Here is a 22,389-nt window from a genome sequence, read left to right as displayed (position 1 = left end):
TCACGTCGAGGTGGTCACCGGGTACCGCGATGGCGTTCTCGACTCCATCGGGGCGGACTCACTGCCCGGCCTCACCGTCAACGCGCACTCGTTCAGTGGCTCCTTTGCGGCCCACGGAGTCGAGGGCTTCATCGACAACGGCAACCTCAAGCCGTCGGGCACCACCGTCACCGGGCCGGGCAGCGGCGGGTCGGCCGCGACGCCGGCCGCCACTCCTTCCGCGCCGGTGACGCCGACCACGACACCGACCGCGGCACCCGGGAGCAAGCCGTCCGCGCACTCCGGACATCGCGCCGGCTCGTCCGGGTCCGGCTCGTCCGGGTCCGGCTCGTCCGGGTCCGGCTCCGTGCGCTCGCAGCCGTCCGTTCCGGGAGCCGCGATCATTCCGGGAATTGGTGCCTCCCAGGGAACGACCGGGACTCCCGGAGCGGGCTCCACCCCGGGGACGGGCTCCCCGCCTGGGACGGGATCGGCCCCAGGGTCGGGATCCGCTCCAGGGATGGGATCGGCTGCGGGTACAGACGCCATTCCCGGCACCGGTGCCATTCCCGGCACGGGCGCCTTGCCCGGCACCGGCGCTATGCCCGCTGCGGGCGCCCTGCCCGGCACTGGCGCCTTGCCCGGCGTGGCCGCCATCCCGGGAGCGGCGACTCCCGGCGGGACCGGCAGCGCGCGAGGCTCGGGTGCCGCCAAGGCGCCTGGCGGCTCGGGTGGCTCCGCGGCTTCATCTTCCAAGGGGGCCGCTTTCGCGCCGAAGGGCTCCGCGGCGGGGCTGGCCGCCATCCCAGGCGCGATGGGCACGCCGCCCGCCACCTCGCCGTCCGCGCAGCCCGCCGCCACGTCCCCGGCCCGCACCCCGGCGACTTCCCCCACGGCAACGTCAGCGCCTGGGGCGACGGCCTCGCCAAGCACGCCGGCGGCGACTCCGACCGCGACACCGACGGGCAGCCCGGCCGGATCGCCTGCCTCCTCACCCACATCCTCGTCGCCTGCCTCGTCCGGGCGGCAGTACGCGACGCCGGGCACCAGGGATCAGCAGGCGTTCATCAGCCTCGTCGCGCCCGGTGCGATCGCGGCGCAGCAGCGCTACGGCGTGCCGGCGGCGGTGACGATCGCCCAGGCGATCGAGGAGTCGGCGTGGGGGCGCAGCGGTCTCGCCGCCCGGTACCACAACCTGTTCGGCATCAAGGGCACCGGCCCCGCGGGGAGCGTGTCCCTGCCGACCTCGGAGTTCCAGGGCGGTCAGTGGGTTTCGATCGACGCGCAGTTCCGGGTCTACCACAACGACGCCGAGTCGATCGCCGACCACGCCGAGCTGCTCGCCACTAGCGGCTATTACACGCGGGCGATGGCCGACCGTGGCGTACCGGACGCGTTCGCCAACGATCTGACCGGCGTCTACGCCACCGACCCCGAGTACGGCGCCAACCTGATCGCGTTGATGCGGCTGTACAACCTGTACCAGTTCGACAGCGCGGCATCGCACGGCGGCGGAACCTCGACGCACGCGGCGCACCCGACGCAGGCGCCGGTGTCGCCGACCACGGCCTCCTCCCCGACGACCGCCCCTACTGGCACGCCGACGGCCTCACCGACCGTCACGCCCACCGCGTCACCGACCGTCGCACCGACGGTCACGCCCACCGTGTCGCCCACGGTGGGCATCCCAGGAACAGGCACCCCCGGCACCGGCATCCCAGCCACGGGCACGCCCGCCGCGGGGCCGGCGGGCACGCCGGCCCCGACCAGTCAGGGCTCCGCCGGCCGCACGGGCTTCCCCGGTGCCGGACGCGCCCAGGTGCCCGGCGTCACAACGCCCGCCCTCTCCCCGACGGTGCCCGCCGGAACGGGGGCCGCCGGCCGCGGGCGGGTGGGAGCGGGGCGCGTTTCACGGGGAACTACGCGGGCGGGTGCTACCGCGGCGGCTACCGGCCGCATCCCCGGGCTGATCTCCCCGGGGCAGCTGGCACCCGCGGTCACCGCGATCCGGTATGAGAAGCAGTTCCCGCACGCGGTGACCACCGCTTACTTCGCGACAGCCAAGACACCGCTTGCCCGCGGCGAGCAGCTGTACCGCGACGTCGCCGCCCGCAGCGACATCCCGTGGAAGCTGCTCGCCGCCGTCGACTGGATGCAGTGCAAGGCCGACCCGCGCTACTCCCCGGTGCACGGCGAGCGGCTCGGCTCGCTCAACGCCGACGGCACCTCGTTCGCCACCAAGTCGAGCGCGCTCACCCAGTGCGCGAGCGACCTCGTGCAGCTCGCCGCCGCCGTCTACGGCATCGACCTCACCGCGCGCAGGCCACTGTCGGTGCGCGCGCTCGCGGACGCGTTCGCCGCGTTCCGCTGGGGCGCGCTGCTGCGGCGGCATGGTGTTTCCGCCATGGAGTTCCCGTACTCTGTCGCAGGGCTCACTGCTGCGCACCAGAAGATGCACTGGCCAGGGATTGACGACCCGGACGCGCCTGACCGTCCGGGCGCCCGGTTCCGCGAGCCGTTCGGCGCGGTTCCCGTCGTGCTCAGCCTCGGCTACCCGGCGACCGTCTTAAGTGACAGAAAGCAGGTAAACCCCCGTGTTCCGCTTCATCGTCTGGCTCGCCCGCCGGCTCGGTTCCGGCCACGACTCCGGGCAGCCGTCATCCGCCACCGTCCTCCCCGGTCAGCTCGTCACCGTGCGGCTGGCCGACGGCAGTGCGGCCGGCCGTGCCGGGAGCACCGAGGGCGGCCCAGGCAACGGCAACCCGGGCACCTCCGAGCAGCAGAACCCGACGATCGTGCTGGTCGGACAGCCCGGCGGCCCGCCTCCCCGGCGGAACTGGTTCTTCCGGATTCCGCGCTGGCTGCGGTGGACGGCGATCATCGTCATCGTCGGCGTGTTCTTCCGCCGGATCGTCGCGTGGGCGGTGCTCGGCGCGCTGTCCGCCGCCCTGCACCTGTTCGGCGCCAACGTGCACCTGCCGCACATCACGTTCGGCTGGCCGTGGTCGTCGCCGACCAGTTCCAGCGTGCTCGTCGGGCCGCTGGTGCTGCAGAAGATCGAGGGGATCGACAAGCCCGCCCTCGGTACCACGACCTTCAGCTTCCTATTCACCCACTCGGTGTCCAAGCCGATGGGCTTCCTGCCGTGCTGGTATTCCGCCACCTTCTACGCGGTCGGGCACGCGTCCGCGACCGTCAACCTCAACCCTGGTCCCTCCTGGTGGAAGCGCTCCACCGGCCATTACGTGCTGCGCGTGCTCAGCAAGCCGTCTGGCAGCGCGCCCGGCCGGGTCAGCGTCTCGATGGCGCTGCCGCTGCCGCAACTGCCGCAGTCGGTGCACGATGTCACGGTCGACGACACGATCTCCAGGCCTGTTTCGTCCGATCACTCGTGGACCTACCCCGGTCTGGCCTGCGGCGTGCTCATCAAGCCGCAGTTCGCCCAGTCGGTGCTCTACTCGCAGGCGCAGACCGTGGCCTTTCAGAAGGCCACGCAGACCAAGAGCGTGACGCAGCCGCTGATCGCCGCGGCGGAAAAGGAAGCTACCACGATCATCGGCGGCAACTTCATCACGCCGACCCTCAACGCGCTCAACTACAAGGTCAGCTCGTTCACCATTCGCTGGGTGGCGCCCGGTGCGGGCGCCGGTGCCGGCGGGTGAGCTGGGCTCGTGGGTGAGCTGTGCTAGTGGTTGGCGTTGACAGTGGCCAAATCGCGATGTGACGCAGCGGGCGTTCGGCTGAACCCGGAGCCCGTTAGACCTACTATTTCGATATGCCGGGGATCGCGTCCCTCGAAGCTTTCCAGCGGGGCGTTCACGAATTTGATATTGACACTTTCCAGCTCGACATCGAGCCCGCCGCCCTCGAGGCTGCGCGCCGGTCGCTGGACGAGTCCGGCTTGTTGCTCCTCGGCGAGGTGCACGGGGTGCGGCAGAACTCGCTGATCGCGCGGGAGCTGATGACGTCCCTGGACATCACCGGGCTTGCCCTCGAGTGGCCTGCCGGTCTCGCCTCGGCCATCAGCGGCTTCTTCGAGGACGGCCAGGTGCCCGATCATCCGCTGCTGTGGGGCGGCGACGGGCGGATCACCGCCGGACACTTCGCCATGCTGTGGGAGCGGTTCTCCGCCGGACGACTGCTCGCGCTGACCCTGTTCGACGGCGTGAACGAGGTCGGCTGGTCCCGGCGCGAGGCCGCGATGGCAGAGCGGATCCTGACCGCGCAGGGGCCTGCGGCGCGCACACTCGTGATCGCCGGCAGCGCGCACACGGCCCTGGCGCCGACCGGGCTCGGCATTCCGCTCGGCGCCCGGCTCCGCGAGCAGCGGAGCGGGGTTCGCGAGGTTCAGATCAAATACGGAAACGGCGGGTACTACAACCTCAGCCCACAGCGTTTCAAGCGCCAGTGGTCGCTGCACCGCCGCGCCCGGCTGCGCCTCGAGGGCGCCGGCCTCGTGCTGGACCTGCCGAGCCCGGTGCAGGCACGAGTGCCGCATCGGGTGCTGCCCAACCAGCGTCCGCTGCGCCCCGCCGCGGCCGGCTTCACCGGCGCGTTCCCCGCGTACCACGACGCGCAGCCGCTGACCGGGCCGCAGCGGCAGCTTGGCCCGCTACGGCAGGGCCAGCCAACGGGCCCGTTCCCCGCCCACGGTTCCCCGTATCAGAGAGAGCCGCAGCAGGCTCAGCAGCGTCAGACCGGCTCATCCCCGGCGCTCCCCTATCCCGACCAGGCGTATGCCGACCGCGGGTATCCGGGTCAGCCGCATGGCGCGCCGAATCACCAGCCCGGGCCTGGCTACCCCGCCGAGCCCGGCCAGCCGCCCTTCATGGGTCATCCGCAGCAGTCGCAGCCCGACCCCGCCGGTTATCAGCGACACCGGCGGGTCCTGCCTTACGAGGTGGAATTGCCCACGAGGTAGCGTGGTCGCATGGGCATTGCGGCGACACGTCATGATCTGTACCCCGTCGGCTGGTCGTCCCCATGACGGCGGGTGTGTTCCCTGGCACCGGCCTGTTTCAGCGCGCTGCCGCGGCGTTCGCTGACTGCATTCCCGTCGATCCGGCCGACGACGGGCTGTTCGGTCCCGGCAGTGTCACCTGGCGGGTGCACGCCGACCTGTCCGCGCCCGTCTCCGGCCTGCGGTCGCTGCTGCTCCAGGCGCTGCACCCGCTCGCCATGGCCGGTGTCGACCAGCACAGCCACTGGCGCGAGGACCCGGCGGCCCGGTTCGCCTCCACCTCGGCGTACGTGCTGACCACGACCTACGGCGACAAGGCAGCGGCACGCGCGGCGGCGGCACGCGTGCGGCAGATCCACGAACACGTGCGCGGCACCGACCCGGTGACCGGCAAGCACTACGAGGCGAGCGACCCGGCGCTGCTGATCTGGGTGCACGCGGCGCTTGTGGACTCGGCCCTCGCCGCCGCCGACCGCTACGGCACCGGGCTCAGCGACGCGGACAAGGACCGGTACGTCGCCGAGATGACCGCAGTCGCCGAGATCATCGGGGTCCCCGCCGCGAGCTTCGCCGACGGAGGGGCGCCGGCGAACGTCGCCGAGCTCGACGCCTACTTCGCCGCAGTCCGGCCCGACCTCGCCACCAGCCGGTCGACGGAGGACACGGCGACGTACCTGCTCGGCATGCCCGACGTGGAGCCGGAACTCGCCGAGGTCTGGCAGGTGCTCGCGGCCGCCGCCGTCACGTCGCTGCCCGACTGGGCGCGTGCCATGTACCAGTTCGGCGAGGGCGGACCCGCGCCGGACTCGGTCCCGCCCGGCCGCGACGAGGTCCGGCAGGTCCTTGGCATCCTGGACGCGGTCTACCTCGGCGAGCCCGGCGTGCTCGAGGCCCGCCAGCGGCTGACGCTGCGGATACGCCGTGCCGAGCAAGCGCGGGCCGAAGAGACAAGTGCCGGGCAGGCACCGGCCGAGCAGACACGGTGAACGAACCGAGACTACGGGTCAGCCGCGGGCTGACCGCGATGCGGCTCGCCGCTCGCGGCGGTGCCAGGTACGCGGTGAACGCCCCGCGGCTGTTCGCGGCCGCGGGCGAGCACCGGCAGCGACTCCGCGATGACCTGGCGCTGCGCACGGCGCAGGACGTGGCCGACACGCTCGGCACCATGAAGGGCGTGCTGATGAAGATCGGGCAGCTCGCCAGCTACGTGGACGCGGGACTCGCGCCGCCCGCCAGGCGCGTGCTTTCCGCACTGCAGGACAGCGTGCCGCCGATGTCGTCCGAGCTGGCGGCCGGCGTGATCGAGGCCGAGCTCGGCGGCCCGCCCGAGTCGGTGTTCGGCGAGTGGGATCCGCTGCCGATCGCGGCGGCGTCGATCGGCCAGGTGCACCGCGCCATCACCAGAGACGGCCAGGCTGTCGCCGTGAAGGTGCAGTATCCGGGCATCGCGGAGACGATCGCGGCCGACCTCGGCAACGTCGCCCTGATCCGGTCGCTGCTGAAGATGACGGTGCCTGCGCAGGACGTCGAGGAGCTCATCGAGGAACTGCGCGAGCGCATCGGCGAGGAGCTGGACTACCGGCACGAGGCGGACAACCAGCGGCGGTTCGCCGCCTACTTCGACGGCCATCCGACCGTGCGCGTGCCGATGATCGTCGATGAGCTGTCCACCGCGCGGGTCATCACAAGCGAGCTCGCCGCCGGCGTGCGGTTCGGCGAGATGCTTTCCTGGTCACAGGAGGAGCGGGACCTGGCGGCGGAGACGATTTACCGCTTCACCTTCCGCTCGCTTTACGAGCTGCACGCGTTCAACGGTGACCCGCATCCTGGCAACTACCTGTTCGAGCCGGGCGGCCGGGTGACCTTCCTCGACTTCGGCCTGGTGAAGCACTTCACCGACGACGAGCTCGACCCGCTCATCGAAATGGTCGAGGCGCTGTGCCTGAACGAGGACCCGGAGGCATTCCGCAGCGCCATGGAGGGGGCCGGTTTCCTCAAGCGGGACGCGCCGATCCCGACGGCGGACGTCGTGGCGCACATGTCGCTGTTCTACGACTCGATCCGCGAACGCGGGCCTCGCACGATGACTAGCGAGTACTCCTCGGCCGTCGTCCGCCGGTACGTGGACTTCAAGAGCCCGCTCGCCGCCTACGCCAAGATCCCGCGCTCCTACGTGATCGTGCAGCGGATCAACCTGGGGCTGTTCGCGATCCTCGGCCAGATGAACGGGACCGCCGACTGGCGCTCGATCTCCGAGGAGATCTGGCCGTTCGTCCAGGCCCCGCCGTCGACGCCGATGGCGGAGGCCGAAATCCCCTGGCACGCGAAGGCGGGCGCCTGACCGTCGGAGCGAGGACTCAGCGCGTCGCGCTTCTTGCTGTTATCCCTTCGCGGCGCCTATCCCCTGCGGCGACTGTCCCCCGGCGGCGACGGCGCCGCCTGGCGGCCCCGTCAGCTAACGATCTTCAATTGCCTGGGTTACGGGTCTGGCGTGTGTCGCGGTGGTGGGTTATGCCGGTGTCATGAGGTATCCCGATGGCGGCGGGCTGACTGCTGCGGATCGTGCCCGCCGGGAGCAGGTGCGGCTGGCGGCGGCGGAGATGATCGAGGCCGGGGCGAGCGATGGTGAGGTCGCGCGGCGGTTGCGGGTGAGCCGGATGTCGGCGAACCGGTGGCGGCGGGCGCTGGCGGCCGGCGGCCGGGAGGCGCTGGCCTCCAAGGGGGCCGGCGGGGCGAAGTGCAAGCTGACGGAGGCCCAGGTCGCCGAGCTGGAAGCGGTGCTGGACGCGGGGCCCGCGGCGTGCGGTTATGAGGATCAGTGCTGGACCCTGGCCCGGATCGCCGATCAGGTGTGGCGGCGGTTCAGGGTGGAGTACACGCTGGGCGGGGTGCATGTGCTGCTGCACCGGATCGGGTGGAGCGTGCAGGTCCCGGCGCGGCGGGCGGCCGAGCGGGATGAGGCCGCGGTCGCCGCGTGGAAGCAGGAGACGTGGCCGGTCATAAAAGGGCGGCTGAGCAGCAGGGCGCCTGGCTGGTCTTCGAGGACGAGTCCGGGCAGGGTTTAAGGCCGCCGAAGGGCCGCACCTGGGGGCGGCGCGGCGCGACCCCGGTCGTCAAGGTGACCGGCGGCAGCAACAAGCGGGTGTCGCTGGCCGCGGTGATCGCCGTCAAGGCCGGGCAGCGGCCGCGGCTGATCTACCGCGTCCATTCCGGCCCCCGGCGCGGTGACAAGCGCAAGGGGTTCACCGAGACGGACTACGCCCGGCTGCTGGACGCCGCCCACCAGCAGCTCGGCGGGCCGCTCGTCCTGATCTGGGACAATCTCAATACGCACGTCAGCCGGGCGATGCGCGAGCTGATCGCGGCCCGGGACTGGCTCACCGTCTACCAGCTGCCGGCCTATGCCTCCGAGCTCAACCCGGTCGAGTCGGTGTGGTCGCACCTGAAAAGATCCCTGGCCAACCTGGTCAAGCATGACCTCGCCCAGCTCACCGCCCTGGCCAAGTCCCGGCTCCGCCGCATGCAGTACCAGCCCGGCCTGATCAACGGGTTCCTCACCGGAACCAGGCTTGATCTCACGTCCCTTGCGTAACCTCCGCAATTGAAAGATCGTTAGCACCGCGGCGGGACCGGTAGGCGGCCACGTTGACGCGGTTGGCGCAGGTCAGGCCGCAAAAGCGGCGGGAGCGGTTCTTCGACAGGTCGACAAGGACGTCGTCGCAGTCGTCCGCGGCACAGACCCGCAGCCGCCCAAGCTCGCCGGTGCGGATCACGTCGGCGAAGGCCATCGCCGCGTCCACGGCCATGCGGTCCGCGAGCGGCGCCTCGGGCGGGGTGGCGTGGATGTGATACTCCCAGCCGTCGTGCTTGAGCAGCTGCGGCAGCGCGTTCGCGTCCCGCAGCAGCGTGTTGACGAGGTCCACGGCCTCGTCCTCCGTCATCTCCCATAGCTGGGCGAGCCGCGGGCGCAGCGCGCGCACCGCGTCCAGCTCGGCCCGGTCGCGGGTGCGGCTGCCGGTCCACTGCCAGTGCTCCACGAAGGCGTCGAGTGCGGCGATGTCGGCCAGCCCGTCGGCGTCGCCCCTGGCGGTGTTCACAAGTTCCGCGGTCGCGTTCAGCGACAGCTCGGTGTCATGGGTAAAAAGCATTTGACCTCTTTCACCCAGCCTCGTTAAGGTAATAAGTGTAGCCCGGCATTACCACTTACAGCACCCGGGCAGCGCCGCCGCCGGCGCTCCCGAGCGGGTGCCGCACGAGACGAGGGCTGAGCGAGACGAGGAGCGAGCCGATGGCGACCGCGCGGGCACTAGATGACGAGATGGTACCCGCGGCAGGGACCGCGTCCACGGCGCGCGCCGGTCGCGCGGGGCAGGGGGCAGGGCTCGCGCTCGGGCTGCTGTCGGCGATGTGCTTTGGCACGTCGGGAACGTCGGCCGCCGCGCTGATCGCGGCCGGCTGGTCGCCCGCGGGCGCGGTGCTCGCCCGGGTGTGCGTCGCGGCGCTCGCGCTGACCGTGCCCGCCATCATCGCGCTGCGCGGCCGGTGGGGGCTGCTGCGCAGGTCGGCGGGGCAGGTCGTGATCTACGGCCTGGTCGGCGTGGCCGCGTGCCAGTTCTGCTACTTCAACGCGATCGCGCGGATGGACGTCGGCATCGCGATCCTGCTCGAGTACCTGGGGATCGTGCTCATCGTCGGCTGGCTGTGGGTCAGGCACGGGCAGCGGCCGCGGCCGCTCACCGTGCTCGGCGGCATCGCGGCGCTCGGCGGGCTCGCGCTCATGCTTGACCTGTCCGGCTCCGGCGGTGTCAGCCTTGCGGGGGTGGCGTGGGCCCTCGCCGCCGCGGTCGCGATGGCCGTGTATTTCTTCCAGTCGGCGAGCACGTCCGCGGCCGACGGCAGCGACGCGCTGCCGCCGGTGGCGCTGACCTGGGGCGGCATGGTGACGGGAGCGGCCGCGCTCGCGCTGCTCGGTGCCGCGAGGCTGACGCCGCTGAGCTTTTCCGCCGCCGACGTGACGCTGCTCAACGCGCGGGTCAGCTGGGTGGTGCCGGTGCTCGCACTCGGCGTGATCGCCGCGGCGATCGCGTACGTGACGGGAATCGGCGCGGCGCGGCGGCTCGGCGCGAAGCTCGGCTCGTTCGTCGCGCTTGCCGAGGTGCTGTTCGCGGCCGGGTTCGCCTGGCTGCTGCTGCACCAGGTGCCGACGGGCATGCAGTTCCTCGGCGGCCTGCTGATCCTGGCCGGCGTGGTCGCGGTGCGGCTCGACGAGGCCTGACGCGACGGGTCAGCTGTTCGCGGCGCCGCCGACGGCGCTGTCGAGGGCGGTGGCGCAGGCCAGGGTGTCGAGCTGGAGCACCGTGTCGTGGCCCGCGGTGACGGCGGGCGGCGCCTGCGCGGGCGCGGGAAGCGTTACCTTCGCGACCACCGTGCCCGTCGGGCCGATGACGAGCGCGCCCGCCTCGCCGCGCACCTTGACCTGGCCGTAGCTGAGCAGCCAGGTTCCGTTGCCGGTGAACGCCAGGTAGCGCGGCAGCGCGGACGGGACGGACAGCGACCAGCGCACCTTCCCCGACAACGTATCCCTGTCCACGACGGTGGCGGTGCTCGTGTTGGTGGTCTTGACGTAGAGCAGCTGATTGAACCAGATAAGCGGCGCCGTGTTCGTGTCGACCGAGGCCGCGACCGACCAGCGGACGTGGTGCTGGACCGGGTCGGCCACGATCAAGCGGGGACTGCTGCTGACGGTTGCGATGGCGATGGCCGGCCCGTCAGCCGAGTACCAGACCGCGCCGACAGGGCCGGCGGTCTTGACGCGCCAGACGGTCTTGCCGTTCGCCGGGTTCAGCTCGGTCACCGGGAACAGGGCCGGCTGCGGGTACACGTTCTGGTCGACGTCGTAAACGAGGACGCCGCCCCAGGTGGCGAGTAGCGTCGGCTGCTCGGGCATGCCGGTCCTCGTCCACCGCGGCTTGCCTGTCTGCGACCCGAAGGCGGTGATCGACGACAACGTCGGGGCCGAGACTGAGGTCTTCGCGGCGATCACCGCGTTGCCCGCCGCGGCGAGGGCCGGCTGACCGGTGGCTAGTCCATAGGCGCGCGACCACAACGGCTTGCCTGTCAACAGGTTGACCGCATTGAGCACGCCGTGGGGCGTGAAGAACGCGAGCACGCTGTCGACGGTGACCACCGGGGCGCCGACGACCGCGTAACGGCCGAGCGGCCGCCTCCAGACGATCGCGCCGGTCTTCTGGCTCAGCGCGACGAGACGGCTGTCGGCGCTGACTTGCCCGACCAGCACGATCACCTCGCCGTGGAAGCCGTAAAGGAAAGTGAGCTGCCCGGTGAGTGAGCTCTTCGCCTGGGGGAACACGTGCCGCCAGAGCCGGTGCCCGTCGCTCAGCCGCAGCCCCACCAGCGAGTGGCCCTCCGCAAGGAACGCCTCGCTGCCTGCGTCGTTAAGAACCGGCGGCAGGGAGTCGATCACCCCGTCGCTCGGTGCGAGCGGCAGGCTGACCTTCCACAAGACCTTGCCTTTGCTGCCGATCTCGTAGGCCCAGGCGGCGGTGGGACAGGATGCCGAACCCGTTACTCCTGATCCTGGTGATGCGGGGGCGACGGAAACCGGCGCGGTCGCCGACGCGGTGGCGGCGGGTCTTGTCGCGGCGGAACTGGCGGCGCAGGCGCTCGCGGCGAGGACCGCGGCGAGGGTGGCTAGGGCCGCGGCTGTGCGACCGACTGTCAGGGGTCGGCCGACGGTCAGCGGCCGGCCCACGGCGAGCGGGCCGGCGGAGGTAAAGACCCGGCCAGCCGGGAGGGGGCGGCCAGCCGGGAGCTTGACGGTGCACACGGCGGTTAGACGTGCCCTGCCCCAGGAGCGGTTCCGCTACCGCCGGAACCTGGAGCCACCGGCTGCTGGCAGGACAGCGTCTGCGGCTCGAACAGCGCATCCTGGCCGGCGACCGCGGGCGCGGCGCCCACCGTGGCCATGCCAGGCAGCAGGACAGTGGCGGTCGTCTTGCCTGTCGCGCGGTTTATCGCGAGCAGCCGAGACGGCTTGGTGCCGGTGGCGCCGGGGAAGATGGCCAGCACGTTCTTGCCGCGCGGCTGAACCAGGTACCGTCCGTCTGCCGGGGTGATGAGCGCCTTCCAGCGGACGGCGCCGGTCGCGGCGTTCCAGTCGATGACGGTCCCGGTGGCGGGGGTAGTCCCGACCGTGATCACATCGGAGCCGGTGACTATCGGGGTGGTATACGGGTCGGAGTGCGTGCCAGTCACCGACCAGCGGACCTTGCCTGTCGTGAGGCTGGCGAGGTAGAGGCCGGCCGTGGGGTCCTTGACAAGGACTGTGCCGCCGAGACCGGTCGCGACCGCGACGCCGGCCGGCGTCGGCCACACGGCGGTGATCTCGTTGGGCGTGTGCAGCGTCCACAGGGTCTTGCCCGTCGCCGCGGCGATGGCGATGAGCGGGTAGATCTTCTGCTTCGCTGGCGGCGGCGGCGGCAGAGCGAGGCCGTAGCCGGTGAAGATGCCGGCGGGGCCCGGCTGCTCTTCGAACCAGTTGGGCAGGTCGCTTCTGGTCCACCGTGTGTGGCCGGTACGCGCGACGACCCCGTGCAGCGTGGTGGGCGACTCGTTGGACGTCTTGTTGTCGACGATCAGCAGGTTGCCTTCGGCGATCACGCCCTCGTCCTTGCGATAGGCGCGGGACCACAGCGGCTTGCCCGTGGACAGGTCACTGGTTTTCAGCGAGTCGCTGTGGGTGACATACGCCACGACGCCGTCGGCGGTGACCACTGGGTCGCGGATGATCGCGGGGTACCCCTGGGGCACCTTCTCATTGTCAAGCTTCACCCGGTAGCGGACCGCGCCGCTCTCGGACAGCGCGACCAGGGACGGTGCCGCCGAGCCGAGCCCGAGCGCCGCGATTACCGAACCCTTCCATGCCCACAGCCCGTCGACCGTGCCGGTGATGCCGGCGGTCAGGGTGTTGCTCTGGTTGGGGAACGCACGATGCCACACGCCGTGCCCGTCGGCCACCCGCCGCGCGTACAGCGCGTTGCCGTCGGCGAACACGGCGACGCCGCCGACGACCACCGGCGAGAGCGGCTGGGTGTCGTTGTACGGCTTGGGCACGGGGAGGCTGACTCGCCAGGCGAGCGTGCCCGCGTCGGTGTAGTTCTCCGCCCAGACGCCGGTGCGGCAGCCGGGGATGGTGCCGGCGGGCGAGGCCACTGTCTTGAGTACGGGCCGCTTGACCACGGACACGGCGGCAGCGGCGGAGCCGCATGCCGCGAGCGCCAGGACGGCGGTCGCGGCGATGACGGCTGTGCTAACGGCTGCGCTAACGGCGGGGACGCTTCTTCCTGGCACGCTTATTAGACTCGCCGGGGAGCGCTTTGGTTGCATTCCGCCCGGGCGTGTTTGGCGGCAACCAAGCGGGAGTGTCGGGCCAGGAACGTAGGATTTTCCCGTGCCCTCCCCCACCCCGCCGCCGTCTCCCGCCGAATCTTCCTCTCCCGCTGAGCTCGCAGCTGGCATTGAGCCGGGCGCCAGGCCGGCTTCCGCCGCGTCCGCGGAGGCTGGCAGTGTGCCTGACGGCGGGAAGCGGGCGGCGACGGTGCTGCACCGGGTGTTCGGCTTCGAGTCGTTCCGCGGGCGGCAAGAGGAGATCATCGCGCACGTCATCGGCGGCGGCGACGCGCTTGTGCTGATGCCGACCGGCGGCGGCAAGTCGCTGTGCTACCAGATCCCCGCGCTTGTCCGGCCGGGTACCGGCATCGTCATCTCGCCGCTCATCGCGCTCATGCAAGACCAGGTGCAGGCGCTGCGGCAACTGGGCATCAGGGCCGACTACCTCAACTCCACCCAGGATCCGGGGACTCGGCACGTCGTCGAGCAGCAGTTCAAGGCCGGCGAGCTCGACCTGCTCTACCTCGCACCGGAACGGCTGCGCGCGCCCGGCACCCTCGACCTGCTCGCCGCCTCGCGGATCTCCGTGTTCGCGATCGACGAGGCGCACTGCGTGTCCCAGTGGGGGCACGACTTCCGTCCCGACTACCTGGAGCTCCAGGTGCTGCACGAGCGCTGGCCGCAGGTGCCGCGCATCGCGCTGACCGCGACGGCGACCGCGGCGACCCGCGAGGAGATCGCGATCAGGCTCAAGCTCGCCGGGTCGAAGCTGTTCGTGTCCTCTTTTGACCGGCCGAACATCCAGTACCGGATCGTGCCGAAGAACGAGGCGAAGCGTCAGCTGCTTTCGCTGCTGCGCACCGAGCACGCCGGCGAAGCCGGGATCGTGTACTGCCTGTCGCGCGACTCGACGGAGAAGATCGCGGCGTTCCTCACCGACAGCGGCATCCCCGCCCTGCCGTACCACGCCGGCCTCGACGCCGCGGTGCGGGCGGAGAACCAGGCGCGCTTCCTGCGCGAGGACGGCCTGGTGATGGTCGCGACCATCGCGTTCGGCATGGGGATCGACAAGCCGGACGTGCGGTTCGTCGCGCACCTGGACATGCCGCGTTCCGTCGAGGGCTACTACCAGGAGACCGGGCGCGCGGGCCGCGACGGGCAGCCCGCGACCGCATGGCTGACCTACGGCCTGTCCGACGTGGTGCAGCAGCGGCGGCTCATCGACTCTTCCGAGGGCAACCTGGCGCACCGTCGGCTGATGGCTTCGCACCTGGACGCGATGCTCGCGCTGTGCGAGACGACCGACTGCCGCAGGTCGCAGCTGCTCGCCTACTTCTCCGAGCGGGCGGTGGCCTGCGGCAACTGCGACACCTGCCTGTCGCCGCCGGAGACCTGGGACGGGACCGTCCCCGCGCAGAAGCTGCTGTCCACGATCGTGCGGCTGAACCGGGAACGCGACCAGCGGTACGGTGCGGGCCAGGTGATCGACATCCTGCTCGGCAAGAAGACCGCCAAGGTGTCGGAGCAGGGGCATCACGAGCTGAAGACGTTCGGCATCGGTCTTGAGCTGAACGAGTCGCAGTGGCGCGGGGTGGTGCGGCAACTGCTTGCCCAGGGGCTGCTCGCGGTGCAGGGCGAATATCAGACGCTCGCGATCACCGAGGCGAGCGGCGAGGTGCTGCGCGGCCAGCGGGCGGTCACCCTGCGCAGGGACATGCCGCAGCCGCGCGGCTCAGGGCGCGGCTCGCGCGCCTCGGCCGGCGCCGCGGGCGCCGGGGCTCAGGCGGCGGCGCTGGCGGCGGCCGACCTGTCGCCTGAGCAGGAGACCGTGTTCGAGCGGCTGCGCGCCTGGCGCGGCGCGACCGCCAAGGAGCAGGGCGTGCCTGCCTACGTCGTCTTCCACGACGCGACGCTGCGCGCGATCGCGGTCACTGCCCCGTCCACGCTGACCGCGCTGGCCGGCGTGAACGGGGTGGGCGAGTCGAAGCTGGCCAAGTACGGCGAGTCGATCCTGGATCTGCTCGCGTCCTGACGGCACCGCCGCGACTCAGGCGGGCCGACGGTCGTGCGCGTCCGGCGGCTCCGCTGCCCGGTCGGACCTGCTGGCAGTGTTAGCCCTGCTGGCCGTGTTGGGTGTGCTGGCCGTGTTGGGTGTGCTGGCCGTGGCGGCCTTGTTTGCCCGGCGGCCGCGCGCGACTTCGGTGGCCAGCGCGTCGAGCGGCTGAGCGAACGGGGCCAGCTGAGCGAGCGGGTCGGCGAGCCGGTCGAGCCAGGCCCGCGCGGCATCGAGCCCGGCGGTGTCCAGGGCGTAGAGCCGGCGGGTGCCCGAGGCGCGCACGGTCACCAGGCCGGCGTCGAGCAGAACCTTGAGATGCTGCGACACCGCGGGCTGCGAGATCGGCGTCAGTGACCGCAGCGCCACGACGAGCGGTCCCACTGGCCGCTCGCCGCCGGCGAGCAGTTCGAGGATGCGCCGGCGTACCGGCTCGCCGAGCGCCTCGAAGACTCCTACCGCCTTGGCTTGTTGAGCCACCTCAGCCGGCGGGCGGCGGCGCGTAGAACGCGAAGGTGCGGTCGGCCGCCTCGCGCGCCGTAGCCGGCGCTTCGCCGTCCCCGACCGCGGCATCTCCCCACCCGGTCGCGGCCAGCCTGATGAACTCGCGGCCTTGCGGTGAAGCGGGGAAGGTGACCGCGGTCGCCGGGTCGACCTGCTTGCCGCTCTCCAGGTGCAGGCCGAGTCCCATTAGGGCGAGGTCCCACCCGACGCCAACCGCACCGGGACCGAACTGCCCCCACATGGTCGGGTCGATGTGCGCCTCGTGGGCGAGTTCGAGCCTGGTGCCCGCGCCATCCGGGGTGAGCGTGACGGCGAGCCAGGTGACCATGTCGCCGAACTCCCAGGTCACAGCGAACGTTTCCGGCTCATCGCACCGTTCGACCACGCCGCCCGCGTTCCCCTCGAGCTGGTAGCGGCCGCCGACCTTCAGCTCGCCGCTGACCGGCAGGAACCACCGGGGAATCCGGTCGGGGTTGGTGAGCGCGTCCCACAGGTCGGCCTGCCCCGTCGGGTAAGTCCGGCAGGCGACCACGATCTTCGTCGGCGACGCGTCGCGCGAGCCGGTGCGAACCTCGCGTGCCACCAGGCCGGCCGTGGCCAGCGGATCGATCGTCATGGCAGCTCCTTCCATAAGTGGAGACTTATAGATGCAGGCTATACGGGCAACAATGCGTCTCGCAAGCTCGGCGCGCGGGGCGAGCAGGGCGGTTCCCGGCGTCAGGGCCGCGGGGCCGGCGGAATCGACGGAATCGCGGAAACACGCGATTCGGACTCCAGGACAGTTTCTTTCCGTGATGCCGGACTTGATCACGGAACATTTGATCCTGGCGGAAGAAAACTCCCCGATCCGGGGAGAAAAGTTCCGTTGAAATCCAAAGTTCCGTGATCATCACTGACGGGCTGTACCGCATGTGACCTGCGGAGATGCCGAGAGTATTGGGACGCATGCGGTCGGGAAGGCGGCGGGTGAGGATGGCCGACTCCGCCGCTGCCGCCGACCGGTGATTTCACTTCGATAGCCCGCGGTCCCGGTAGTTCAGGAAAACCCCAGAGGCCCATTTTAGTTCGCGTGCTGTGGCGGGTTCGGTGCCGCGCAATGAGGGCGAGAAGGCTCGACGGGGCCTCCCGCCCCGGCCACTGTCGCCGGCTTGCCGTCGCGGGCCCCCGTCGCGGGCCGCCGTCGCCGGGTGCGAACCTTCCACCGACAAGTTTTTTTGTCTTGACAAGATTTCTTGTCGGTCGGATAGTGGGAGTGTGCTTGATGTCGCTGTGATCGAAGACCCCGCCGCGGCGGAGGCGTCACTGGACCCGATCCGGGCCCGGATTCTCGCCGCGCTCGCCGAGCCCGGCTCGGCCAGCATGCTGGCCGCTCGCCTCGGGCTGCCGAGGCAGAAGGTCAACTACCACCTCAAGGAGCTGGAGCGGCACGGGCTTGTCGAGCTCGGCGAGGAGCGGCGCAAGGGCAGCGTCACCGAGCGGGTGTACCGCGCCGCGGCCACCTCGTACGTGATCTCCCCCAGCGTCCTCGCCGCGGTGAGCCCTGACCCGTCCCAGTCCCCCGACCAGTTGTCGGCCCGCTGGCTGCTCGCGCTTGGCTCGCGGCTGGTGCAGGAGGTCGGGAGCCTGCTGGCCGGCGCGGCCAGGGCCAGGCAGCGCATCGCCACCTTCGCCATCGAAGCCGAGGTGCGGTTCGCCTCGGCGGCGGACCGGGCAGCATTCGCTGAGGAGTTGTCCCAGGCGGTCGCGGCCCTCGTCGGCCGCTACCACGACGAGTCCAAAACGGACGGCCGGAGCCACCGGCTGATCGTGGGGCTCCACCAGATCCCGGCGGCCCAGATTCACCCGGACCAGGTCCACCAGGTACGGGAAGCGCAGCAGACCGAATCAGAAGCAGGACAGGAGGACTGAACATGACGCACCCGTTCGAGATCGAGCTCGAGGCGATCCTGCCGGCCAGCCCGGAAGAGGTCTGGAACGCGATCGCCACCGGGCCGGGGATCGACTCCTGGTTCATGGGGCGCAATGAGGTGGAGCCGCGCGAGGGCGGCACCGCCGCGATGGACACCGGCGGCCAGCGGGCGGAGGCGGTGGTCACGGCCTACGAGCCTGCCAAGCGCTTCGCCACCCGCACGGCCGCGGCGCCCGACGGCCGGTTCATGGCCTTCGAGTACCTGATCGAGGGTCGGGAGCACAGCAGCACCGTGCTGCGCGTCGTACACAGCGGCATGCTCGGCGACGACTGGCAGGACGAGTACGACGCGCTCCGCCGCGGCTGGCCGTTCCACCTGCACACCCTGCGCGAGTACCTGACGCACTTCCCTGGCCGCACCGGGGTTCCCGTCTTCGCCGTGGTGCAGTCGGGCGGCAAGCCAGCGCAGGAGGTGCGCGCGGCGCTCACCGGCGCGCTGTCGCTGCCGGCCCTGGTCACCGTCGGCGCGCGCGCACAGGCGGAGCCGGCCGGCCTGCCGCCGCTCGACGGCGAGGTGACCTGGTCGGACGACGAGCGCTTCGCGATCCGCACCGCCGACGGGCTCTACACCTTCCACGGCTCCAGCGGGATCGCGCTGATGTTCCATCACCTGTTCGCGCCGGACGCGGCCAAGGACACAGGCACCGAGACGGCCGAGGCCGCCTGGCAGCACTGGCTGACCGCCGTGCTCGCCGATTAACCGCGCAATTACCAAACACCAACAGACATAAACACCAAGGAGAGCATCATGCGCAGGCTGATCAGCACCGCCTTCATCTCGCTGGACGGCGTCGTCGAGGCACCAGGCGGCGAGGCCGGCTACCGGAACGCGGGATGGACCTTCAAGGAGGTCGAGTTCGTCCCTGACGCTTTCGAGATCAAGGGCCGGGAACAGCAGGAGTCGACCGCGATCCTGATGGGCCGCGTCAGCTACGAGGCGTTCAGCCCGGTGTGGCCGGACATGGCCGAGTTCGCCGAGTACAAGGTGATGCCCAAGTACGTCGTCTCCACCACCCTCACCCCGGACAAGCTGGTCTCCAACTGGGGCGAGACCACGATCCTGCGCTCGCTCGACGAGGTCGCGGCCCTGAAGGAGACCGAAGGCGGGCCGATCATCGTGCACGGCAGCGCTACGCTGAACCACGCACTCTCGGACGCGGGCCTGATCGACCGCTACCACCTGCTCGTCTACCCGCTGCTGCTCGGCGCGGGCAAGCGCCTGTTCAGCAGCACGGACAAGGACACCCAGAAGCTCAAGCTCGTCGAGTACGAGGCCTACGCCAACGGCCTGCAGAAGAACGTCTTCGACGTGATCCACTGAGATCTGGAGCATCGACGCCTCCCGTTCGTCCGGCAGGACGAACGGGAGGGGCATTCTTCGTCCATCTCGACGAATGGGGAGCCAACCGGGACATTTAAGGTCACGGCATGGCGAATCTGGATGAGGTCAGCGGCTGGCTTTCCGCGAACCTGAGCGAACTGCTCGCTAAGTACAAGGTGCCCGGCGCCGCGGTCGGCGTCTACTCGGGCGGACAGGTCGTCGACTTCGCGTCCGGGGTGCTCAGCCACGCGACCGGGGTCGAGGCCACCACGGACTCGGTCTTCCAGATCGGGTCGATCACCAAGACCTGGACCGGCACGCTGATCATGCAGCTGGCCGACGAGGGCCTGCTCGACATCGACAAGACCGTCGTCAGCTACCTGCCTGACTTCGAGCTCGCCGACAGCGAGGCCGCCGCCACGATGACCGTGCGGCAGCTGCTCTGCCACACCGCCGGCTTCGAGGGCGACATCTTCACCGACACCGGCAACAACGACGACTGCGTCGAGAAGTACGTCGCGACCCTGAGGACCGACCCCCAGCTTTTCCCGCCCGGCGAGATGTTCTCCTACAACAACGCGGGCTACTGCGTACTCGGCCGGATCGTCGAGGTGCTGCGCGGCAAGCCGTTCGACCAGGCGCTGCGCGAGCACCTGTTCGCGCCGCTCGGCCTGGCCCACGCGGCCACCGACGCGAACTCCGCCATCCTGTTCCGCGCCGCCATCGGGCACCTGCCGAACCCGGAGGACCCGGACGGCAACCCGGTGCCTGCCCCGATCTACAACTTCGCGAAGTCCAACGCGCCGGCCGGCTCCGCGCTCGCGATGCGTCCCCGTGACCTGCTCGCCTTCGCCGCCATGCACCTGAACAAGGGCGTCGCCGCGGACGGCACCCGGGTACTGTCCGCGGAGTCAGTCGCCGCCATGCAGGCGGTCGAGGTAACGCTGCCGCCGCTCGGCCTCATGGGCGACCACTGGGGCCTGAGCTGGGAGCTGTTCGACCTCGAGGGCGGCCGCGTGTTCGGCCACGACGGCGGCACCATCGGGCAGAGCGCGTTCCTGCGCATCGTGCCCGGCGCCGACGCCGCGATCGCGCTGCTCACCAACGGCGGCAACACGATCGGGCTGTACTTCGAGATCTACGCGCACCTGCTGCGCGAGCTCGCGGGCATCGAGATCCCCGCCCACCCGCTGCCGCCGGCTGAGCCGGCCAGCATCGACGCAGCACGCTTCCTGGGCACCTACGCGAACTCGGTCGGCAAGAGCGAGATCACCCAGGACGAAGACGGCCGGATATGGATGACCGACACCCCGCTCGGCGAGCTCGCCGCGCTGGTCGGCGAGGTAGAGCGCACCGAGCTCGTGCACCTCACCCACGACACCCTCATCCCGGTCGAACCCAAGTACGGCCTCCACCTCCCGCAGGTCTTCATCGGTGACGACGGCAGCGGGCGGGCCCTTTTCATCCACACCGGCCGGGCCATGCGCCGCTCAGCCGAATCCAACACTGGCGACTCATAAACCTGCCTTCCAACTCATTAAACGTGCCTTCCAGGAGGGCGAGATAGTGCGAAGAAAAGTTCTGACCACCGCGGCGCTGCCCATCGCGGCAACGCTCGCCGCGGTTTCGGTCGCCGCCTGCTCAAGCGGCTCAAGCTCGACCGCAGCCGCGCCCGCGAGCACCGGCGCGAGCGCTAGCGCGAGCACCAGCGCGAGCGGCAGTGCCAGCGCGAGCGCGCCCAGCTACGCGAGCGGCAAGACCGCAAGCATTGTGCTGCCAAGCGACCCGGGCAGCCTCGACCCCCAGCTCGCCTACATCTCCGACGCGCTCGAGGTCGACTACTTCCTGTACGACTCGCTGATCAACTTCACGCCGTCCGGGCAGGTCGAGTCGAACCTGGCCACCAACTGGTCAGGCAACAGCACCAGCGCGTCCTACACCCTCAAGCAGGGCGTCACCTGCTCCGACGGCAGCCCGCTGACCGCGAGCACGGTCGCCGCGAACATCAACTTCATCGCCAACCCGAAGAACGCCAGCAGCCGCCTCGGCACCTGGGCCCCGCCGGGCGCGACCGCCACCGGCAACGACAAGACCGGCGTGGTCACCGTCAAGTCGCCGGCCCCGGACCCGTTCCTGGTCAGCGACGTCGGCCAGGCGCTGATCGTCTGCGGCAACGGCATGAAGGACCGCGGCAGCCTCAAGAACGGCGCGGACGGCACCGGCATGTACACGCTGTCCTCGGCGGTGCCCGGCAGCTCCTACACGCTGACCCTGCGCAAGGGCTACACCTGGGGACCTGGCGACGCCACCTCCGCCACCGTGGGCCTGCCCGCCACGGTCAGCCTCAAGGTCGTCTCGAACATGACGACCGCGGCGAACGAGCTGCTGAGCGGCCAGGCCAACATCAGCCAGGTCGTCGGCTCCGACACCCAGCGGCTAACCAGCCTGTACTCGCAGTCGGTGTACGCGCCGCTGGGCGAGCTGTGGTTCAACGAGAAGCCGGGCAGCCCCACCGCCGACGTCGCGGTGCGCCGGGCGCTGACGCAGGCGGTCCAGCTCAGCCAGCTCGGCCAGGTGCTCAGCTCGGGGTCCGGCAAGCCGGCCACCGGCGCGATCGCCCCCGCGCTCAGCCCGTGCAAGGGCAACACGATCGGGTCGAACCTGCCGGCCTTTGACCTGAGCGCGGCCAAGTCCGCGCTGGCCGGCAAGAAGCTGACCGTCGCCCTGTACTACCCGACCAGCCTGGGCGCCGGCGCCACCGCGGCCGCGACCCTGCTGCAGCAGACCTGGTCCCAGCTCGGGGTCACCGTCACGCTGCACGGCATCACCGACGCCGAGATCAGCTCGGAGATCGTCGCGGGCACGGCCGACTGGAACGTCGGGATCATCCCCCTGGGCCTGACCTCGCCGACCCAGCTGGTGTCGTTCGTGTCCGGCGCGACGCCGCCCAAGGGCGCCGACTTCGCCTACATCAACAACCACGGCTACACGGCCGCGGTGACCAAGGCATCGGCGACGCCCGGCCAGGCCGGCTGCGCCAGCTGGAACGCGGCGGAGACGGATCTGTACAAGAACGTGGACCTGGTGCCGTTCGTCAACACGGCGATCACCAGCTACGCCAACGGGGCCACGTTCCAGCTCAGCCAGGGCAGCATCATGCCGTCCTCGATCCGGATGCTCGGCTAGGAGTTAAC

At 70.7% G+C, this 22,389-nt stretch carries 19 protein-coding genes and 1 pseudogene; 13 read left to right on the top strand and 7 right to left on the bottom strand.

Annotated elements, in window-relative coordinates; translation table 11 throughout:
* Positions 1-1,026 carry a hypothetical protein gene (locus EAS64_RS46835; protein ID WP_281283302.1) on the bottom strand — a complete coding sequence of 342 codons (1,026 nt, stop codon included), beginning with the start codon at positions 1,024-1,026 and terminating at the stop codon, positions 1-3.
* Positions 1,027-1,093: 67 nt separating this feature from the next.
* Between EAS64_RS46835 and EAS64_RS47555 the strand changes: the two are divergent.
* Positions 1,094-1,399 (top strand): annotated as a pseudogene (locus EAS64_RS47555) (glycoside hydrolase family 73 protein); the annotation flags it as partial.
* Here the strand turns inward: EAS64_RS47555 and EAS64_RS46055 are convergent.
* Positions 1,399-1,656 (bottom strand): hypothetical protein, encoded by a 258-nt coding sequence (locus EAS64_RS46055; protein ID WP_246115858.1) that lies wholly within the window; start codon positions 1,654-1,656, stop codon positions 1,399-1,401. The pseudogene EAS64_RS47555 and the gene EAS64_RS46055 overlap by 1 nt on opposite strands.
* 917 nt (positions 1,657-2,573) lie before the next feature.
* Here EAS64_RS46055 and EAS64_RS46050 point away from each other — a divergent pair.
* From EAS64_RS46050 to EAS64_RS47975, 5 genes are all read left to right on the top strand, one after another.
* Positions 2,574-3,641, top strand: a complete 1,068-nt coding sequence (locus EAS64_RS46050; protein WP_246115857.1) for a hypothetical protein — start codon at positions 2,574-2,576, stop codon at positions 3,639-3,641.
* 113 nt (positions 3,642-3,754) lie between these two features.
* On the top strand, positions 3,755-4,900 hold the full coding sequence (locus EAS64_RS23130) for a hypothetical protein (protein ID WP_145855947.1): 1,146 nt from the start codon (positions 3,755-3,757) through the stop codon (positions 4,898-4,900).
* Positions 4,901-4,962: 62 nt separating this feature from the next.
* Entirely contained in the window at positions 4,963-5,925 is a 963-nt protein-coding gene (locus tag EAS64_RS23125; protein ID WP_145855945.1) for an oxygenase MpaB family protein, read from the top strand.
* Positions 5,922-7,280 (top strand): ABC1 kinase family protein, encoded by a 1,359-nt coding sequence (locus tag EAS64_RS23120; protein WP_145855943.1) that lies wholly within the window; start codon positions 5,922-5,924, stop codon positions 7,278-7,280. Before EAS64_RS23125 ends, EAS64_RS23120 begins: the two co-directional genes overlap by 4 nt.
* 181 nt (positions 7,281-7,461) lie before the next feature.
* Positions 7,462-8,531 (top strand): IS630 family transposase gene (locus EAS64_RS47975; protein ID WP_439333617.1). Its coding sequence is split into 2 segments (ribosomal slippage): positions 7,462-7,939 and positions 7,939-8,531, totalling 1,071 coding nucleotides; the frame shifts between segments, so codons are not numbered across the junction.
* On the opposite strand, the gene EAS64_RS23105 is transcribed toward EAS64_RS47975, so the two are convergent.
* On the bottom strand, positions 8,515-9,087 hold the full coding sequence (locus EAS64_RS23105; protein WP_145855940.1) for a CGNR zinc finger domain-containing protein: 573 nt from the start codon (positions 9,085-9,087) through the stop codon (positions 8,515-8,517). The two genes, EAS64_RS47975 and EAS64_RS23105, sit on opposite strands and share 17 nt — an antisense overlap.
* 140 nt (positions 9,088-9,227) lie before the next feature.
* Between EAS64_RS23105 and EAS64_RS23100 the strand changes: the two genes are divergently transcribed.
* Positions 9,228-10,214 carry an EamA family transporter gene (locus EAS64_RS23100; protein ID WP_222849517.1) on the top strand — a complete coding sequence of 329 codons (987 nt, stop codon included), beginning with the start codon at positions 9,228-9,230 and terminating at the stop codon, positions 10,212-10,214.
* A gap of 9 nt (positions 10,215-10,223) precedes the next feature.
* Here EAS64_RS23100 and EAS64_RS23095 read toward each other — a convergent pair whose 3' ends face one another.
* Positions 10,224-11,786, bottom strand: coding sequence for an outer membrane protein assembly factor BamB family protein (locus EAS64_RS23095; RefSeq protein ID WP_145855938.1), 1,563 nt, complete (start codon positions 11,784-11,786; stop codon positions 10,224-10,226).
* 5 nt (positions 11,787-11,791) lie between these two features.
* Positions 11,792-13,309 (bottom strand): outer membrane protein assembly factor BamB family protein, encoded by a 1,518-nt coding sequence (locus tag EAS64_RS23090; protein ID WP_187366118.1) that lies wholly within the window; start codon positions 13,307-13,309, stop codon positions 11,792-11,794.
* 217 nt (positions 13,310-13,526) lie between these two features.
* On the opposite strand from EAS64_RS23090, the gene recQ reads away from it, so the two are divergent.
* Positions 13,527-15,380 carry a DNA helicase RecQ gene (gene recQ, locus EAS64_RS23085; protein ID WP_222849516.1) on the top strand — a complete coding sequence of 618 codons (1,854 nt, stop codon included), beginning with the start codon at positions 13,527-13,529 and terminating at the stop codon, positions 15,378-15,380.
* A 15-nt stretch (positions 15,381-15,395) separates the two neighbouring features.
* Here recQ and EAS64_RS23080 read toward each other — a convergent pair whose 3' ends face one another.
* Both EAS64_RS23080 and EAS64_RS23075 read right to left on the bottom strand, forming a co-directional pair.
* Positions 15,396-15,881 (bottom strand): ArsR/SmtB family transcription factor, encoded by a 486-nt coding sequence (locus EAS64_RS23080; RefSeq protein WP_246115819.1) that lies wholly within the window; start codon positions 15,879-15,881, stop codon positions 15,396-15,398.
* Position 15,882: 1 nt separating this feature from the next.
* Positions 15,883-16,521 (bottom strand): SRPBCC family protein, encoded by a 639-nt coding sequence (locus EAS64_RS23075; protein WP_145855932.1) that lies wholly within the window; start codon positions 16,519-16,521, stop codon positions 15,883-15,885.
* A 638-nt stretch (positions 16,522-17,159) separates the two neighbouring features.
* Between EAS64_RS23075 and EAS64_RS23070 the strand changes: the two genes are divergently transcribed.
* The 5 genes from EAS64_RS23070 to EAS64_RS23050 all read left to right on the top strand — a co-directional run bounded on the left by EAS64_RS23070 (position 17,160) and on the right by EAS64_RS23050 (position 22,381).
* On the top strand, positions 17,160-17,813 hold the full coding sequence (locus EAS64_RS23070; protein WP_145855930.1) for an ArsR/SmtB family transcription factor: 654 nt from the start codon (positions 17,160-17,162) through the stop codon (positions 17,811-17,813).
* Positions 17,814-17,815: 2 nt separating this feature from the next.
* The gene (locus EAS64_RS23065) at positions 17,816-18,574 is read left to right on the top strand and encodes an SRPBCC family protein (protein WP_145855928.1); all 759 of its coding nucleotides are present in this window, start codon (positions 17,816-17,818) and stop codon (positions 18,572-18,574) included.
* A 48-nt stretch (positions 18,575-18,622) separates the two neighbouring features.
* Positions 18,623-19,195 carry a dihydrofolate reductase family protein gene (locus EAS64_RS23060; protein ID WP_145855926.1) on the top strand — a complete coding sequence of 191 codons (573 nt, stop codon included), beginning with the start codon at positions 18,623-18,625 and terminating at the stop codon, positions 19,193-19,195.
* 107 nt (positions 19,196-19,302) lie between these two features.
* The gene (locus EAS64_RS23055) at positions 19,303-20,715 is read left to right on the top strand and encodes a serine hydrolase domain-containing protein (RefSeq protein WP_145855924.1); all 1,413 of its coding nucleotides are present in this window, start codon (positions 19,303-19,305) and stop codon (positions 20,713-20,715) included.
* A 46-nt stretch (positions 20,716-20,761) separates the two neighbouring features.
* Positions 20,762-22,381 (top strand): ABC transporter substrate-binding protein, encoded by a 1,620-nt coding sequence (locus EAS64_RS23050; protein WP_222849515.1) that lies wholly within the window; start codon positions 20,762-20,764, stop codon positions 22,379-22,381.
* The last annotated feature ends 8 nt before the right edge of the window (positions 22,382-22,389 follow it).

It is taken from the genome of Trebonia kvetii, from assembly GCF_007827045.1.
Taxonomy (GTDB): domain Bacteria; phylum Actinomycetota; class Actinomycetes; order Streptosporangiales; family Streptosporangiaceae; genus Trebonia; species Trebonia kvetii.
This window is presented reverse-complemented; position numbering and strand designations above follow the sequence as displayed.